This is a genomic window from Rhizobium sp. BK377 (assembly GCF_014193935.1).
Classification (GTDB): Bacteria; Pseudomonadota; Alphaproteobacteria; order Rhizobiales; family Rhizobiaceae; genus Rhizobium.
Genome location: NZ_JACIAC010000003.1, coordinates 151,755 through 164,679, shown reverse-complemented (window position 1 = coordinate 164,679; position 12,925 = coordinate 151,755). Strand labels below are relative to the sequence as shown.

Below are 12,925 nucleotides of genomic sequence, written 5' to 3'. Positions count from 1 at the left end.
TCCGTTCGGAACAACCCGCAGCCTCGGGACTTTGATGCTGATCGGAAATCACACAGGGCTTGCGGGATGAACCAAATTTCAAAGACCGGCACGAATACGGAAAGCACGGGACGCTGGGGCGCAGAGCTGCTTGGGGGCGGAGGTGCGCGTTTTCGCCTCTGGACGCAGGGTCAAAACGCGATCTGGTTGCGGCATCGCGGCCGGGATATTCCGATGCACGATGCCGGCGGCGGTTGGTTCCAGTTGACGGTGGCGGAAGCGTCCGCCGGCGATGCGTACATGTTCGTCCTCCCGGATGGAAAAGCCGTGCCGGACCCGGCGTCGCGCGCGCAGGCCGGCAACGTGCACGGCCCGTCGCTGATCGTCGATCCGCGCTATCCATGGCAGAATTCGCGCTGGCGCGGCCGCCCCTGGGAAGAAGCCGTCATCAGCGAAATCCATATCGGCGCCTTCACGCCCGAGGGTACATTCCGCGCCGCGGCACAGAAGCTCAAGCATCTCGCCGAAACTGGTATCACGGCCATTGAAGTGATGCCGGTTGCGCAATTTGCCGGCAATCGCGGCTGGGGTTACGACGGAGTGCTCCACTATGCGCCGCACTCCGCTTATGGCACGCCAGCCGATTTCAAGGCCTTCATTGATACGGCGCATGGCCTCGGCATCATGGTGCTGCTCGACGTCGTCTACAATCACTTTGGCCCTGAGGGCAATTATCTCCACGGCTATGCGCCGGGCTTCTTCCGTAAAGACCGGCAAACGCCCTGGGGAGCGGCAATCGATTTCGGGCGGGAACCGGTGCGGCGCTTCTTCATCGAGAATGCGCTCTACTGGATCGATGAGTTCCAGCTGGACGGGCTCAGGCTCGATGCCGTGGAGCAAATCCATGACACCTCCGAAAAGCATGTGCTTTCGGCCTTGGCCGAGGAGGTGAAAACCGCCTTCGCCGACAGACAGGTGCATCTGGTCGTCGAAGACCAGCGCAATCTCGTAGAACTGCTGGTCCGTGACGAAAATGGCGCTGTCAACGCCTACGAGGCCGAATGGAACGATGATTTCCATCATGTGGCGCATATCGTCGCGACAGGGGAAACCGTCGGTCATTATAAACCTTTCGCCGATCAGCTCTGGCATAAGCTTCGCCTGGCACTTCAGCACGGCTTCATCTATCCTGACCGAACCGATCCGCCCGCACTACCCGTCGGCGAGCGTTGCTATCTGCCGCCGACCGCCTTCGTCGATTTCCTGCAGAACCACGACCAGATCGGGAACCGCGCCTTCGGCGAACGGCTGGTGAGCCTTTCCGATCCCGACATGCTGGATGCTTTGACAGCGATACTCCTGCTCTCACCGCACATTCCTTTTCTCTTCATGGGAGAGGAGTATGGGGAGAGGCGGCCCTTCTATTTCTTCACCGATTATACCGGCGAGCTTGCCAAAATAGTTCGCGAGGGTCGCATGGCGGAAGCCGAGGGTTTCGGCGGATTGAAGGCCGGCAAGACCGCGGCCGATCTGCCCGATCCGAATGCGCTTTCAACCTTTGAACATTCAAAGCTCGACTGGCAATGGCGGGAGAGCGAAGGCGGGCGAAAGAGTCTGGTTTTCGTCGCGGAGCTCTTGAAATTACGCAAGACCCATATCGTGCCCTTGCTGCGGGAGAGCTGGGCCATCGAAAGCGGCGTGGTGGAAGCACCTGAAGGAGGTGTTGCCGTCTGGTGGAAGTTTGCGCACCGGACACTGGCGCTGCGCGCCAATCTCTCCGAACAGCCGCTGATCCTGCCACCGGTCGCCGGGACCGTGATCTATGAGCGCTACGGCAAGGAAGCAAAGGCCTCGGAAAACGTAGAGTTGCCGCCGCATTCGGTCATTTTCGCGATTGAGTTCAGCGGGCAGATGGAACTTTAAATCGAGTTGGTCTGCTTGGCAGGCGAAGCCAGGCCGCGAATTAAAGACCGCGCGTCGGCAATGCGCGCTTGACGTCGTTCAGAGATGGTTCCCGAACGATGCGATAACGCGCTTCGATTAGGTTGTAGAACCCGAATGCTGCAAGACCGATAGCGACGGCAACGTAAAGGACCGACCCGAAGGGCAGCTGCCGCAGCCACTGCAGCGCATCTGCCATGCTGCCGGCTTGAGCCGGATCCACGCGCAAGCCTGCATAGGCAAATAAAATGCCGGTGATTGCAAAGACGAGGCCGCGTGCAACCAGCCCGTAGATGCATATCGCAGTGATGACGCCGCTGTTGTTCGGGATCCGCAGGTATCGTTCGAATTTCTTCGTCAGTCCCTTGGCCGCGGTGATCCCGCCGCCGATGATGAAACCTGCGCCGACGGTAATGGCCAGATAGGATCCAAACGGCTTCGACATGATCCATTCGGCGAGATCCTTTTCGCCAGCCTCGTCGCTTCCGCCTGCAAAAATCAGGGCGTGTCCAATAGCAAAGGCCGCGAGGCTGAGATATGTCGCAGCACTGCCAAACCATGCGATCCTGATCACCAGCGCCTTTGCTCCAGAGCCACGTCCATCGCTGTCTGCAAGCGACTGAGCAAGCCTCCAGACGACGAACCCTAGCAGGCCCAGGCCGATCAGGCCGACCCAGACGCGGCCGAACGGCTGCTGCAGCAGGGTTGACAGCGCCGACTTCGTCTCCGGTCGGCCGCCCGACACGCCCGAGAACAGGGCAAGGCCTGCGACAAGAAGAAAGACGATGCCGCGCGCGGTATAGCCGCTCTTGGCAAGCAGGTCGAAACGAAATCCCTGTGGCATCGTGTTCATAGTGGATCCTCCGACTGGGAAAGCTAACGCGCCAGCACACGAAAAGTTTGGGCCGGCTATCGAACCTGAAAACCCTTCCGCTGTTTTCGATACTCTGCAGATAACTCTATGCTGCTTTGACCAATTGGCAGAGCTCGGTGATTGCGCCGGTCGCCCGAGAGCTGCATATAAGCGCGTAAATCTATTCCCTTGTCTTCCACTCCATCGCCGCGGCCGACAGCTTAACGCTGTGTTTTGTATGCGCGCGAAAGAAGAGGTAAAATCATGCAGACTTTATCAAGGTCGCTCGCAGACATGACGTTGCAGGAACGCACCAATATGGCCGATGTCGTCGTAGAAGCCCTCGAGGCTTTCGCGGAAGAAGCAGAAAACGGCGGCGACGAGCGGTTTGCTCGAGACTCGAAGGCGATTGCCTGTACGATCCGCGGCTGCGGGAACGATCTTTCCAAATGCGAGCTTGAGACGGCGGAGCTTCTGCTCGAATTCGGAATTCAGTTCATGTACGCTTATACCTGTCGTGAGCAGGAGTTTGGCAGCGAGGGGTCGGCCGCCGCACAGCACTGACGGTGCGAGGGCCGACGCAGATAGGGCGGCAAAAATCGACCTTCACAAATAGCTATGGAAAATCGCACTCCCTGGATATTTTTGCGTCACATCGCTGGATCGGTGCGATAATACCGCTACTTAGCCGGTTTCGTGCATTGATGCAGGGCACTCACACTTTCTGGACGCGATGTTTCAACTGCTGTCGACCTACTGGCCGCATATCCTCTTCGTCATCTCCATTGCCATGGGGGCAGCGGCGGCGATCCATGCCACCATGACTAAGGAAGAGGTCCGCGCCGCGACCGGCTGGGTGGGCGTCATCATCCTCTCGCCGATCATTGGCGCGCTGCTTTACATGATCGCCGGCATCAATCGCATCCGCCGCAAGTCGCTCAGCCTTCGCCGCGACGTGTTGCTGCCTGCCGCCGATCTGCACGAGCTCGAAAAATTCGACGCCGAAACCGATGCCGTCATCAGCCAATTCGGCCGGCGTTTTGCCGCCTTGCAAACGCTCGGCGATCGCGTCACGCGTTACCCGCTGACGACGGGCAACTCCATCGATATGCTGGAAAATGGCGACGAAGCCTATGCGGCGATGAAGACGGCGATCGACGGTGCCGAGCGCAGTATCCTGCTCGAAACCTATATCTTCGACCGCGACAGGATCGGCCTTCGCATCGCCGACGCACTGATTGCGGCCGTCAAGCGCGGTGTCGCGGTACGCGTATTGATCGATGCAGTCGGGGCGCGCTATTCGGTGCCGAGCATTCTCGGCTATCTGCAGGACGGCGGGGTGACGGTCAATGTCTTCAACGGCAACGTCATCATGGGCCTGAGGCTGCCCTATGCCAACCTGCGGACCCACCGCAAGATCCTGATTGCGGATGGAAAAACTGCCTTGACGGGCGGCATGAATATCCGCGAAGGCTTCAGCGAGGAAGCGGTCGGTGGGAGTTTTGCCCATGACACGCATTTCATCATCAGCGGCCCGGCGGTTGCCGATCTCTTCGACGTCGCTGCCGAGGACTGGCGCTTCACGACAGGCGAGGTCCTGAACGGCGAGGCCTGGCGCATCGATCGACTGGAGCGCAGGCGTGGCGATCCAGTCTTCCTGCGTGTCGTCGCTTCCGGACCTGATCGGAGTGTGGAGACCAACCACAAGATGCTGATGGGCGCATTTTCCATCGCGCGCCAGTCGATCCGGATCATGTCACCTTACTTTTTGCCGGATCGGGAGCTGATTAGTGCACTGACGACGGCGGCCCGGCGCGGGGTGGAGGTTGATATCGTCGTGCCTGCCGCCAATAATCTCGTCCTGGTCGACCGGGCGATGACGGCGCAATTCGACCAGATCGTAAAGAACTACTGCCGCATCTGGCGTTCGACCGGCAGCTTCAGCCATTCCAAGCTGCTCTCTATCGACGGAACCTGGGCCTATGTCGGCTCTTCCAATCTCGACCCGCGCTCGTTGCGCCTGAATTTCGAGGTCGATCTCGAAGTGCTGAATGCCGGCTTTGCTGCTGAGATCGACGAGCGCGTCGACGATGCCATCAAATCCGCAACGCCGGTTACGCTTGAAGGGCTTTGGTCGCGGCCCTTCCTGGTGCGGCTTCTCGAAAAGGTGTTGTGGCTGGGTTCGCCCTATCTTTGAGCGGGATTTCGTGATTGCAGCATGGCAAGTTTTGCTGCGCTGCCTATAATGCAAGAAAAAGAGCTTTCGAGCAATGGAGCCGACGTTCCTTCCGATGCAAGCCAAGAAGAAAGATAGTCTCCCCGCCAATATCCTCGCTTCCATCAAAAACAGAAGGAAACGCGTCGAGACCTGGAGCGCCGGGCCGGCGCCGCGGGGCGAGGGCACGCTGATTGCTTCCTACAATGTCCACAAATGCGTCGGCACCGACCGGCGTTTCGATCCCGAGCGTACCAGCCGCGTTATCCACGAGATCGACGCAGATGTGATCGCCCTGCAGGAGGCCGATACGCGCTTCGGCGAGCGCACCGGCATCCTTGATCTGCCGAGGCTGGAACGCGAAACCGGCCTTGTGCCTGTTCCGATCTCGGGAGCGGTAAAAGCACATGGCTGGCACGGCAATGTGGTGCTCGTCCGAAAGGGCCTGGTGCATGATGTGCACCAGGTGAAGCTGCCGGGGCTGGAGCCGCGTGGCGCCCTGGTTGCGGAAATTGAGCTCGAAGCTGGTGGGAAGCTGCGCATCATCGCCGCCCATTTCGGCCTGCTGCGCCATTCTCGGGCGCAACAGGCAAAGACGCTGGTCGATCTCATCAGCGACCGTCACGAAATGCCGACCATCCTGCTAGGCGATCTCAACGAATGGAGGCTCGGCGACCGCTCGTCCCTCAATACTTTCCAGATGGCCTTCGGCCCGCTGCCGCCCGCCGTTCCGAGCTTTCCTGCCGGTTTGCCGGTCCTGGCGCTCGACCGCATCATTGCCAACCGGAAAGGGATCATCTCTTCCGTGGAGGTGCATGACACCCCGCTCGCGCGCATGGCGTCCGACCACCTGCCGATCAAGGCGGTGGTCGATCTACAGCAGGAAGTGGCAAGTGTTTAGCGCCCTGTGGGCTTTCAGGCCCGGACAGGAGCAGGAAGGAGCTTGCCTCTCACCAGCAGCCAGAGCGTGCCAACTGCAATAATCGCAAGCGCGATGTTGACGAGCACGAAGATAACAGGCGCAAGCTCGCTGATCGCGCCGGTGTCGCCGCGCGCCGTCATGCGCAGTGCTGTCGTGGAAAGCGCAGTAAGGCCGAAGGTGAAAGCCCAATAGGAGCCGGCGAAGGGTTGTTGCATGATCCAGGGCAGCTGGCGGCCGATGATCAGGACCTGGAGGATGGCGTAGCCGAACATGGCATGCACGAACATATCGGGCGTGCCGGTCGTCACACTCAGATAAGCGGCGCTGCCAACGGCGGGCGGGGCAAGTTGGATGCCCAGAGTCGGCCTCAGCGGTGCGGCTAGCTCCGGCGCCATTAGCAGCCGGTGCAACAATACGGATTCGATTGCCAGCCATGAAAAGAAACCGGCGCCGAAGGCGAGCTGACCCCAGTCGGCATAACCAAGCGTGCCTGCCGCGATGGCGGTGACGAAAGAACCGGCAACAGTCGGCAGATAAAGAACCGGCGTGTTGGTGACCGGATCACGCCCGCCACGCCAGAGCAGACCGGTTCGCCAAAGCAGGAAAAGCAGGGTGATAGCGAACCCCGCCAGAGCCAAGACTTCAGTTGTGATACGCGAATAGGGAAGGATTGCAAGTCCGGCCAGCATGGTCGCGACGCCGATCAGTCCGACGAAGCAGCACTGGATGGGATGCTGAAGTTCCGCCATCATCTCCTTCGGCGCGACAAAGCATTTCGCGGCATAGAGGAGGATGAGGACGAGCCAGGTCACAAAGCCAAGAAGGCTGATGGTTTCGCCCACGCCGGCCGGAACCGGCCAGATGGCAGCGGCGGCGCGCCAGCTGTTGCCGAGCCCGACAACACCAAGAACAATGCCAAAGAATGCAGCGGGTATGCGTGGGAGCGACATTTCGGTTCTCCGAATTGGTCCGGCAGGATCATTTATCCTGCCGGTGCGGCAAGCGGTTCAGGTTGGATGTTCTATTTTGCAACGGCGTCGGCGGCGTCCATCACGCGCGCCGAATAGACAAGAGCAGCACCGGCATTTACCGAGATCGCGACACCGAGGGCTTCTGCAATTTCCTCCTTGGTAGCGCCGACCTTCTGGGCTTCGGTCGTATGTACGGCGATACAGCCATCGCAGCGGACGGTGACGGCCACGGCAAGCGCGATCAGTTCACGCTGCTTGGGGTCGAGATGATTGGTCTTCTGTCCGGCGGTCGAAAGGGTTTGATAGCCTTTGATCGTCTCTGGCACGATCTTGGCGATTTCGCCGATCCGACCCAGGAGTTCGCCGCGATATTCCTTCCAATCCAACATGAAAATCATTCCTTCTCACATCAGCGATGGCGTGATTGCCTCGGCTGTTGGAAATGACTATGACTTTGAAGGTCGATAGTTTGAATGCTCAAAAAAGTCATTTTCTAGCTCGATCGTCTCATGGATATTCTAAGCCGCCTTATCGAACTTGCCCGCCTGCAGCCGACGCTCGACATTCGCTGCCGGCTGCAGGGCGCATTTCATATCGACCACGAACCCGCTGCAACAGGTACGCTACCGTTTCATCTGATCCTCGGCGGCGATTGCCTCATTCGCCTCGGCTCCGGTCGTCAAATCACCTTGCGCTCCGGCGATTTCTTGCTGCTGCCGCGCGGGGATGCGCATACGATCGTCGGCTTGCGGCCACGTGGCGAAGCACAGCCTCTGCGCATCGCTACGGGTGGCATGTTGCTCTTGCGCGAAAACGGTGAAGGCGAGGCCGATGTCGACCTGCTCTGTGGCCATTTCGATTGTGCCCCGGGATCGGCCGCCTTGCTGCTCGATAGCCTGCCTGATGTCTTTCACGTGTCGCTCGCCGAGGAAACGGAGGAGCTGCTGAAGACGTTGGTCGCCATGCTTTACAGGGAAACGGCTGAGGAGAAACCGGGAGCATTGGCGATCATTACCGCGACCTGTCTCTCGCTTTTCATCATGGCGGTGAGGGCTGGCAAGGTTTCGCCCGTCGCATCCGGGGGGCTGCTGCAATTGCTTGGGGATGCCAGGCTCGGCAAATCCGTTGTGGCAATGATGTCTTCGCCGGCCTTTGACTGGACGGTCGATGATCTTGCCCGTCGTTCGGCAATGTCGCGTGCCACCTATGCCCGGCAATTTCGCGAGCGCGCCGGAATGACGGTTGGCGCATTCCTGACCGATATCAGAATGATGCTGGCGAGCGACCAGTTGCTTAGGACCCGCCGGACTGTTGCAGATATCGCTGCAGAGGTCGGTTATGAATCCGAAGCGGCATTCGGCAAGGCTTTCAAAGCAAGACGCGGCATGACGCCATCGCGCTTTCGCGCTGCGGAACAGGCGAGACAGAATGGGCAGAGGTGATGAGTGGGGGCCTAAGCGCCTTGCCGCTCGACTTCCGTCAGCACGGATATGAAGGCCCTGAGGCTTTGCGGCACATGCCTGTGACCGGGATAATAAAGGCAGAGTCCGGGGATCGACGGGCACCAGTCGTCGAGAACGGAGATTAGATCGCCGCTGGCAAGGTAGGGCCTGGCGACCCTTTCCGGCACATAGGCGATGCCAAGTCCTTTGACCGCCGCCTCCGCCATCAGGTCTACATGATCGAGCGTCAGGGCGCCCGATACCTCGATCGTCACTTCCTGGCCATGTTTCTCGAACTCCCAGCGGTAGAGTTTGCCACTCGGCATACGCAGGCGGATGCAGCGGTGGCGCTTGAGGTCTTCAGGCGTTTTCGGTTGCTTGTGGTCTTTCAAATAAGCTGACGAGGCAATCGCAAGGAAACGTGCCTCGCCGCCGAATTCGACCGCTATCATATCAAGCGGCACGGATTCTCGCAGGCGGATGCCGGCGTCGAAGCCCTCGCCGACAATATCCACCAGCCGGTTTTCGGTGACGATATCGAGCGATATCTCCGGATAGCGCTCGAGAAAGAGAGGAATGGCGGCATTCAACAATACGCGGGCGGCAATTTCGCTGGCGTTGATGCGCAGCGTGCCGCTCGGCTGCCCGCCGAATTCGCCGACGGCATCGAGCGCCAGATCGAGATCGCGCAGGACCGGTTTCAGCCTATCTAAAAGCATCTCGCCGGCTTCGGTGGCTGCGACGCTGCGTGTCGTGCGATGCAGCAGGCGCACGCCCATGCGCGCTTCCATATTGCGCATCATGTGGCTCAGTGTCGAAGGCGACAGGCCGAGTTCGCCGGCCGCCTTGCGGAAGCTGCGGTGGGTGACGATTGCCGCAAAGGCATTGAGGTCATCAAGTGTCGGCCGATAACTCATGGGTATTTTTCAACAACTCATGCAGATTTGAATGGATTATCACATCAATAATCACCTCTATCTTTGCTGTCATCAAGCCGCGATCCAGCGGTGTGAGAAAGGTAGAGACGATGACAAAGACATGGTTCATCACAGGCACATCCTCCGGTTTCGGCCGGATCATGACCGAGAAATTGCTGGCGCGCGGCGATCGCGTGGCCGCCACTCTCCGCAAGCGGGAGGCTCTGGCTGACCTCGAGGCGCAATATGGCGACCGGCTCTGGGTCACGACGCTCGACGTCACCGACGACCGCGCCGTTCATGCAGTCGTCGACGCCGCCTTTGAGCAGATGGGGCGCATCGATGTCGTCGTCAGCAATGCCGGATACGGCCTGTTTGGCGCAGCAGAAGAGGTGAGCGATGCGCAGATCCGCCATCAGATCGATACCAACCTGATCGGCTCCATTCAGGTGATCCGCGCGGCCTTGCCGTATCTGCGTCAGCAGGGCGGTGGTCGCATCCTGCAGGTCGCTTCGGAAGGCGGCCAGATCGCCTATCCGAATTTCAGCCTATATCATGCCACCAAATGGGGGATTGAAGGTTTTATCGAGGCGGTAGCGCAGGAAGTTGCTCCCTTCGGCATCGACATCACCATTGCCGAGCCGGGGCCGGCGGGGACCGATTTCGGCAAGGGCCTCGTCAGGGCGCCGAAGATGGAAGTCTATGACGAAACGCCGGCCGGCCAGGTGCGCAGAGCCATTGCCGACGGCTCGTTCAAGATCCTGGGCGACCCCGTGAAGATGACCGACGCGATGATCGCGGCGGCCAAAAAACAACCGGCGCCCAAAAGACTTGCGCTCGGCAGCACGACATATCAGTCGATCCGCAAAGCTCTGAACGAGCGGCTTGCCGAGCTGGAGGCGCAAAAGGAGATCACGCTGTCGACCGACATCGACGCGTGAGCCACCCTCAGCGGTCGATCGTCGCCATGATCGTGTCGTTGTAGCGCTTGCCCGAAACCTTGCCGGGGGCAAGCGCTACATCGAGCGCCTTCATCTGCTCAGCATTGAGCGAAATGGCGGCCGCGGCGATATTGTCTTCCAGGTAGGTGCGGCGCTTGGTACCGGGGATCGGCACAAAGTCGCTGCCCTTGTGCAGGATCCAGGCGAGCGCGATCTGGCCCGGCTTGACGCCGAGCGAGGATGCAACCGAGCGGACGGCCTCGGCTGCGCGGACATTGGCATCGTAATTTTCGCCCTGATAGCGCGGATCGCCGCGACGGAAATCGCCTTCCGGATAGTCTTCGGCACGCTTGACCTCCCCGGTCAGGAAGCCGCGGCCGAGTGGGCTGAAGGGCACGAGGCCGATGCCGAGCTCCTTCAAAGCAGGGATGACGTCGGCTTCGAGATTGCGCTCCCAGAGTGAATATTCGCTCTGCACGGCCGACACGGGATAGACGGCGTGGGCGCGGCGGATATTGGCAACACCAGCTTCGGAGAGGCCGAAATAGCGAACCTTGCCTTCCTGGACGAGCTCGGCGACGGTACCGGCGACATCTTCCATCGGGACAGCCGGATCGACGCGGTGCTGGTAGATGAGGTCAATGTGGTCGGTGGCAAGGCGCTTGAGCGAGCCTTCGACGGCGCTGCGAATGGTTTCCGGCCGGCTGTCACGCTCGGTGCCAACCTGCTTGCCATCTTTCAGGCGAAAGCCGAATTTCGTGGCCAACGTCACCTCATTGCGGCGACCTCTTAGCGCACGGCCGAGCAATTCCTCATTCCTGTAGGGGCCGTAGACCTCGGCTGTATCGAGAAATGTGCAGCCGAGTTCGATGGCACGGTGAAGGGTGGCGATGGATTCCGTTTCATCAGCCGGCCCGTAGGACTGGCTCATGCCCATACATCCGAGGCCGATGGCCGATACTTCAAGTCCCTGGCCGCCGAGTTTGCGCTTCTGCATCATCATGCTCCTGCTTATCAAATGGGAGAGGTCTATATAGGCTTCGGTGCAGGATTATGAATGCGCGAGAATCCCGATAAACTGCGTGAGCGTTCAGGTGTTCCAGCGGCGCCGGTTTTTCCTGTCATCAGATGTGTAGGTGACGAGGCGAAGCGCATCCATCAGGGCGGTAATGATTTGCTTCCACATGGCGTTTCTCCTTTCGCAAGTGTTCTCCTCCTCTTGCGCCCAGTCTTCAAACGAGCTTATCGTCGGCTTCGGATAACTTGAGGTTATGGGATGAAACGCGGCCGGCTTCCGCTGACGGCATTGCGCAGTTTCGAGGTTGCCGGGCGGCTCGAGAGCTTCACGCTCGCAGCCGAGGAACTGTTCATCTCGCAGGCGGCCGTCAGCCGACAGATCCGCGAACTGGAACAGCTATTGGGCCAGCCGCTCTTCGAGCGGCGCCATCGAAGTGTTCTGCTGACTGGAAGCGGCCGGCAACTGCTTGCCGTGCTCACTCCTTCCTTCGACCAGATCGATGAATCCCTGGAGGATATCCGCGGAGCTTCAATGTCAGCGGATCTGAAAGTCAGTGTCGAACCTTCCTTTGCCGCTTGCTGGCTGGTGCCGCGGCTGCCGGAATTCCGCAAACGTCATCCTGACGTGGAGATATTGCTCGATGCCGATCCGCGGACGATCGAATTCCGTACCGGCCAGGCGCAGATTGCAATCAGGCACAGCGCCACCGTCGCCGCATGGCCACGGACAGAAAGCCGGCACCTGATCGACGTCCGCTCCGTGCCGGTAATCGCTTCCGATCTTCTGGCGCGTGGTCCACCGATCTCTTCTCCGCATGAGATCTTTGCTTATGAGCTCTTGCATGAGGAGACCCGCGACGCCTGGAGCCGGTGGTTCGAGGCGGCCGGCATCATGCCCGAGACGGCAAAAGGACCCGTCTATGCCGATGACGGGCTCGTTCTACAGGCGGCGCTACGCGGCCAGGGCGTTGCACTCCTGGACGAAGCCTTTGCAGAAGAGGAAATCAAGGCCGGCCGCTTGCGCCAGCTCTTCGACCTCGCTGTTCCGAATGGCGCCTACTGGCTGGTCGCCCGCAGCTTCGATCGCCTTACGCCCCCGGCTGCGGATTTTGCGCGCTGGGTGACGGAGAGCTTTCACAAACGCTGACCTCTACCCGCCTGTCGCCATCCGCTTCTTGGCCGCCTCGCGGACAAGCTTCCATCGGCTAAGCTCAAGCGTGGCGTCCGCCAATGCGCGATGCGCCGGGATTGCCGCCTTGCTTTCCTCGACGATACCGTCGATGAGCTTCGATAACTCTGTCTCCGTGATCGCCGCTCCTGTCAATTCACGCGCCGCAGCCATAAAGGCATCGCGTGACTTGCCGAGCCGGAGAGCATGGCGCGGAAAGCCTGCGGCGCGCAGGAGAACGCTCAGCCATTTTCCATCCCACGACGGCGCGCTCGCATAGAGATCGTGGCCGGTCAAAACCTCGATCATTTCGCTGGCGACCTGCTTCACCGGCACGCCTTCCGATGCGAGCAACTCCCGCGAGATCCCGTGGATTGCTTCTGCATCGGCTGCCCAATCGTCCCAGTCGGCGGCGGGGCGGATCAAGATAGAGCGTGAGCTACCGTCTTCGAACACCCAGGCAATTTCGATCGGAACGCTTTTCTTGCTGAGGGACGAGGCCTCGAAGTCCAGGAAAACGATCAATGCAACGCGACAGGCGGGGCTGTCCTCCAGCGGG

At 60.0% G+C, this 12,925-nt stretch carries 13 protein-coding genes; 7 read left to right on the top strand and 6 right to left on the bottom strand.

The genetic code is table 11. The features are described from left to right. Window positions 1-66 precede the first annotated feature (66 nt). Window positions 67-1,902 carry a malto-oligosyltrehalose trehalohydrolase gene (gene treZ / locus FHT92_RS15430; protein WP_183826670.1) on the top strand — a complete coding sequence of 612 codons (1,836 nt, stop codon included), beginning with the start codon at window positions 67-69 and terminating at the stop codon, window positions 1,900-1,902. Between the two features lie 40 nt (window positions 1,903-1,942). Here the strand turns inward: treZ and FHT92_RS15425 are convergent, their stop codons facing one another. Further along, the gene (locus FHT92_RS15425; protein WP_183743463.1) at window positions 1,943-2,764 is read right to left on the bottom strand and encodes a DUF1206 domain-containing protein; all 822 of its coding nucleotides are present in this window, start codon (window positions 2,762-2,764) and stop codon (window positions 1,943-1,945) included. Between the two features lie 273 nt (window positions 2,765-3,037). Here FHT92_RS15425 and FHT92_RS15420 point away from each other — a divergent pair, with 273 nt between their 5' ends. The 3 genes from FHT92_RS15420 (at window position 3,038) to FHT92_RS15410 (ending at window position 5,889) form a co-directional block, all read left to right on the top strand. Continuing rightward, the gene (locus tag FHT92_RS15420) at window positions 3,038-3,337 is read left to right on the top strand and encodes a hypothetical protein (RefSeq protein WP_183742664.1); all 300 of its coding nucleotides are present in this window, start codon (window positions 3,038-3,040) and stop codon (window positions 3,335-3,337) included. A gap of 169 nt (window positions 3,338-3,506) precedes the next feature. After that, window positions 3,507-4,970 (top strand): phospholipase D-like domain-containing protein, encoded by a 1,464-nt coding sequence (locus tag FHT92_RS15415; RefSeq protein ID WP_183742666.1) that lies wholly within the window; start codon window positions 3,507-3,509, stop codon window positions 4,968-4,970. A 73-nt stretch (window positions 4,971-5,043) separates the two neighbouring features. Next, complete coding sequence (locus tag FHT92_RS15410; RefSeq protein WP_409527156.1) at window positions 5,044-5,889, top strand: endonuclease/exonuclease/phosphatase family protein; 846 nt, start codon at window positions 5,044-5,046, stop codon at window positions 5,887-5,889. A gap of 14 nt (window positions 5,890-5,903) precedes the next feature. On the opposite strand, the gene tehA is transcribed toward FHT92_RS15410, so the two are convergent. Then, window positions 5,904-6,860 (bottom strand): dicarboxylate transporter/tellurite-resistance protein TehA, encoded by a 957-nt coding sequence (tehA, locus tag FHT92_RS15405; RefSeq protein ID WP_183826667.1) that lies wholly within the window; start codon window positions 6,858-6,860, stop codon window positions 5,904-5,906. Between the two features lie 71 nt (window positions 6,861-6,931). Continuing rightward, entirely contained in the window at window positions 6,932-7,270 is a 339-nt protein-coding gene (locus FHT92_RS15400) for a carboxymuconolactone decarboxylase family protein (protein ID WP_183742670.1), read from the bottom strand. Window positions 7,271-7,390: 120 nt separating this feature from the next. Here FHT92_RS15400 and FHT92_RS15395 point away from each other — a divergent pair, with 120 nt between their 5' ends. Further along, the gene (locus tag FHT92_RS15395) at window positions 7,391-8,323 is read left to right on the top strand and encodes an AraC family transcriptional regulator (protein WP_183826663.1); all 933 of its coding nucleotides are present in this window, start codon (window positions 7,391-7,393) and stop codon (window positions 8,321-8,323) included. An 11-nt stretch (window positions 8,324-8,334) separates the two neighbouring features. Here the strand turns inward: FHT92_RS15395 and FHT92_RS15390 are convergent, their stop codons facing one another. Next, window positions 8,335-9,240 carry a LysR family transcriptional regulator gene (locus FHT92_RS15390; protein WP_183826660.1) on the bottom strand — a complete coding sequence of 302 codons (906 nt, stop codon included), beginning with the start codon at window positions 9,238-9,240 and terminating at the stop codon, window positions 8,335-8,337. A 110-nt stretch (window positions 9,241-9,350) separates the two neighbouring features. Here FHT92_RS15390 and FHT92_RS15385 point away from each other — a divergent pair, with 110 nt between their 5' ends. Next, window positions 9,351-10,181, top strand: a complete 831-nt coding sequence (locus FHT92_RS15385) for an SDR family oxidoreductase (RefSeq protein ID WP_183742676.1) — start codon at window positions 9,351-9,353, stop codon at window positions 10,179-10,181. 7 nt (window positions 10,182-10,188) lie between these two features. Here FHT92_RS15385 and FHT92_RS15380 read toward each other — a convergent pair whose 3' ends face one another. Further along, window positions 10,189-11,184 carry an aldo/keto reductase gene (locus FHT92_RS15380; protein WP_183826657.1) on the bottom strand — a complete coding sequence of 332 codons (996 nt, stop codon included), beginning with the start codon at window positions 11,182-11,184 and terminating at the stop codon, window positions 10,189-10,191. Window positions 11,185-11,457: 273 nt separating this feature from the next. On the opposite strand from FHT92_RS15380, the gene FHT92_RS15375 reads away from it, so the two are divergent. Next, window positions 11,458-12,345: a LysR substrate-binding domain-containing protein gene (locus FHT92_RS15375; protein ID WP_183826654.1), complete on the top strand. Its 888-nt coding sequence runs from the start codon at window positions 11,458-11,460 to the stop codon at window positions 12,343-12,345. Between the two features lie 3 nt (window positions 12,346-12,348). Here FHT92_RS15375 and FHT92_RS15370 read toward each other — a convergent pair whose 3' ends face one another. Beyond that, the gene (locus FHT92_RS15370) at window positions 12,349-12,891 is read right to left on the bottom strand and encodes a transcriptional regulator (RefSeq protein WP_183826652.1); all 543 of its coding nucleotides are present in this window, start codon (window positions 12,889-12,891) and stop codon (window positions 12,349-12,351) included. Window positions 12,892-12,925 lie beyond the last annotated feature (34 nt).

Bases quoted from the DNA above. Each gene is read 5' to 3' on its own strand.
- FHT92_RS15410 (WP_409527156.1), top strand. From the start codon at position 5,044: ATGGAGCCGACGTTCCTTCCGATGCAAGCCAAGAAGAAAGATAGTCTC.
- FHT92_RS15390 (WP_183826660.1), bottom strand. From the start codon at position 9,240: ATGAGTTATCGGCCGACACTTGATGACCTCAATGCCTTTGCGGCAATC.
- FHT92_RS15400 (WP_183742670.1), bottom strand. From the start codon at position 7,270: ATGTTGGATTGGAAGGAATATCGCGGCGAACTCCTGGGTCGGATCGGC.
- FHT92_RS15375 (WP_183826654.1), top strand. From the start codon at position 11,458: ATGAAACGCGGCCGGCTTCCGCTGACGGCATTGCGCAGTTTCGAGGTT.
- FHT92_RS15420 (WP_183742664.1), top strand. From the start codon at position 3,038: ATGCAGACTTTATCAAGGTCGCTCGCAGACATGACGTTGCAGGAACGC.
- FHT92_RS15380 (WP_183826657.1), bottom strand. From the start codon at position 11,184: ATGATGATGCAGAAGCGCAAACTCGGCGGCCAGGGACTTGAAGTATCG.
- FHT92_RS15395 (WP_183826663.1), top strand. From the start codon at position 7,391: ATGGATATTCTAAGCCGCCTTATCGAACTTGCCCGCCTGCAGCCGACG.
- tehA (WP_183826667.1), bottom strand. From the start codon at position 6,860: ATGTCGCTCCCACGCATACCCGCTGCATTCTTTGGCATTGTTCTTGGT.
- FHT92_RS15415 (WP_183742666.1), top strand. From the start codon at position 3,507: ATGTTTCAACTGCTGTCGACCTACTGGCCGCATATCCTCTTCGTCATC.
- treZ (WP_183826670.1), top strand. From the start codon at position 67: ATGAACCAAATTTCAAAGACCGGCACGAATACGGAAAGCACGGGACGC.
- FHT92_RS15385 (WP_183742676.1), top strand. From the start codon at position 9,351: ATGACAAAGACATGGTTCATCACAGGCACATCCTCCGGTTTCGGCCGG.
- FHT92_RS15425 (WP_183743463.1), bottom strand. From the start codon at position 2,764: ATGCCACAGGGATTTCGTTTCGACCTGCTTGCCAAGAGCGGCTATACC.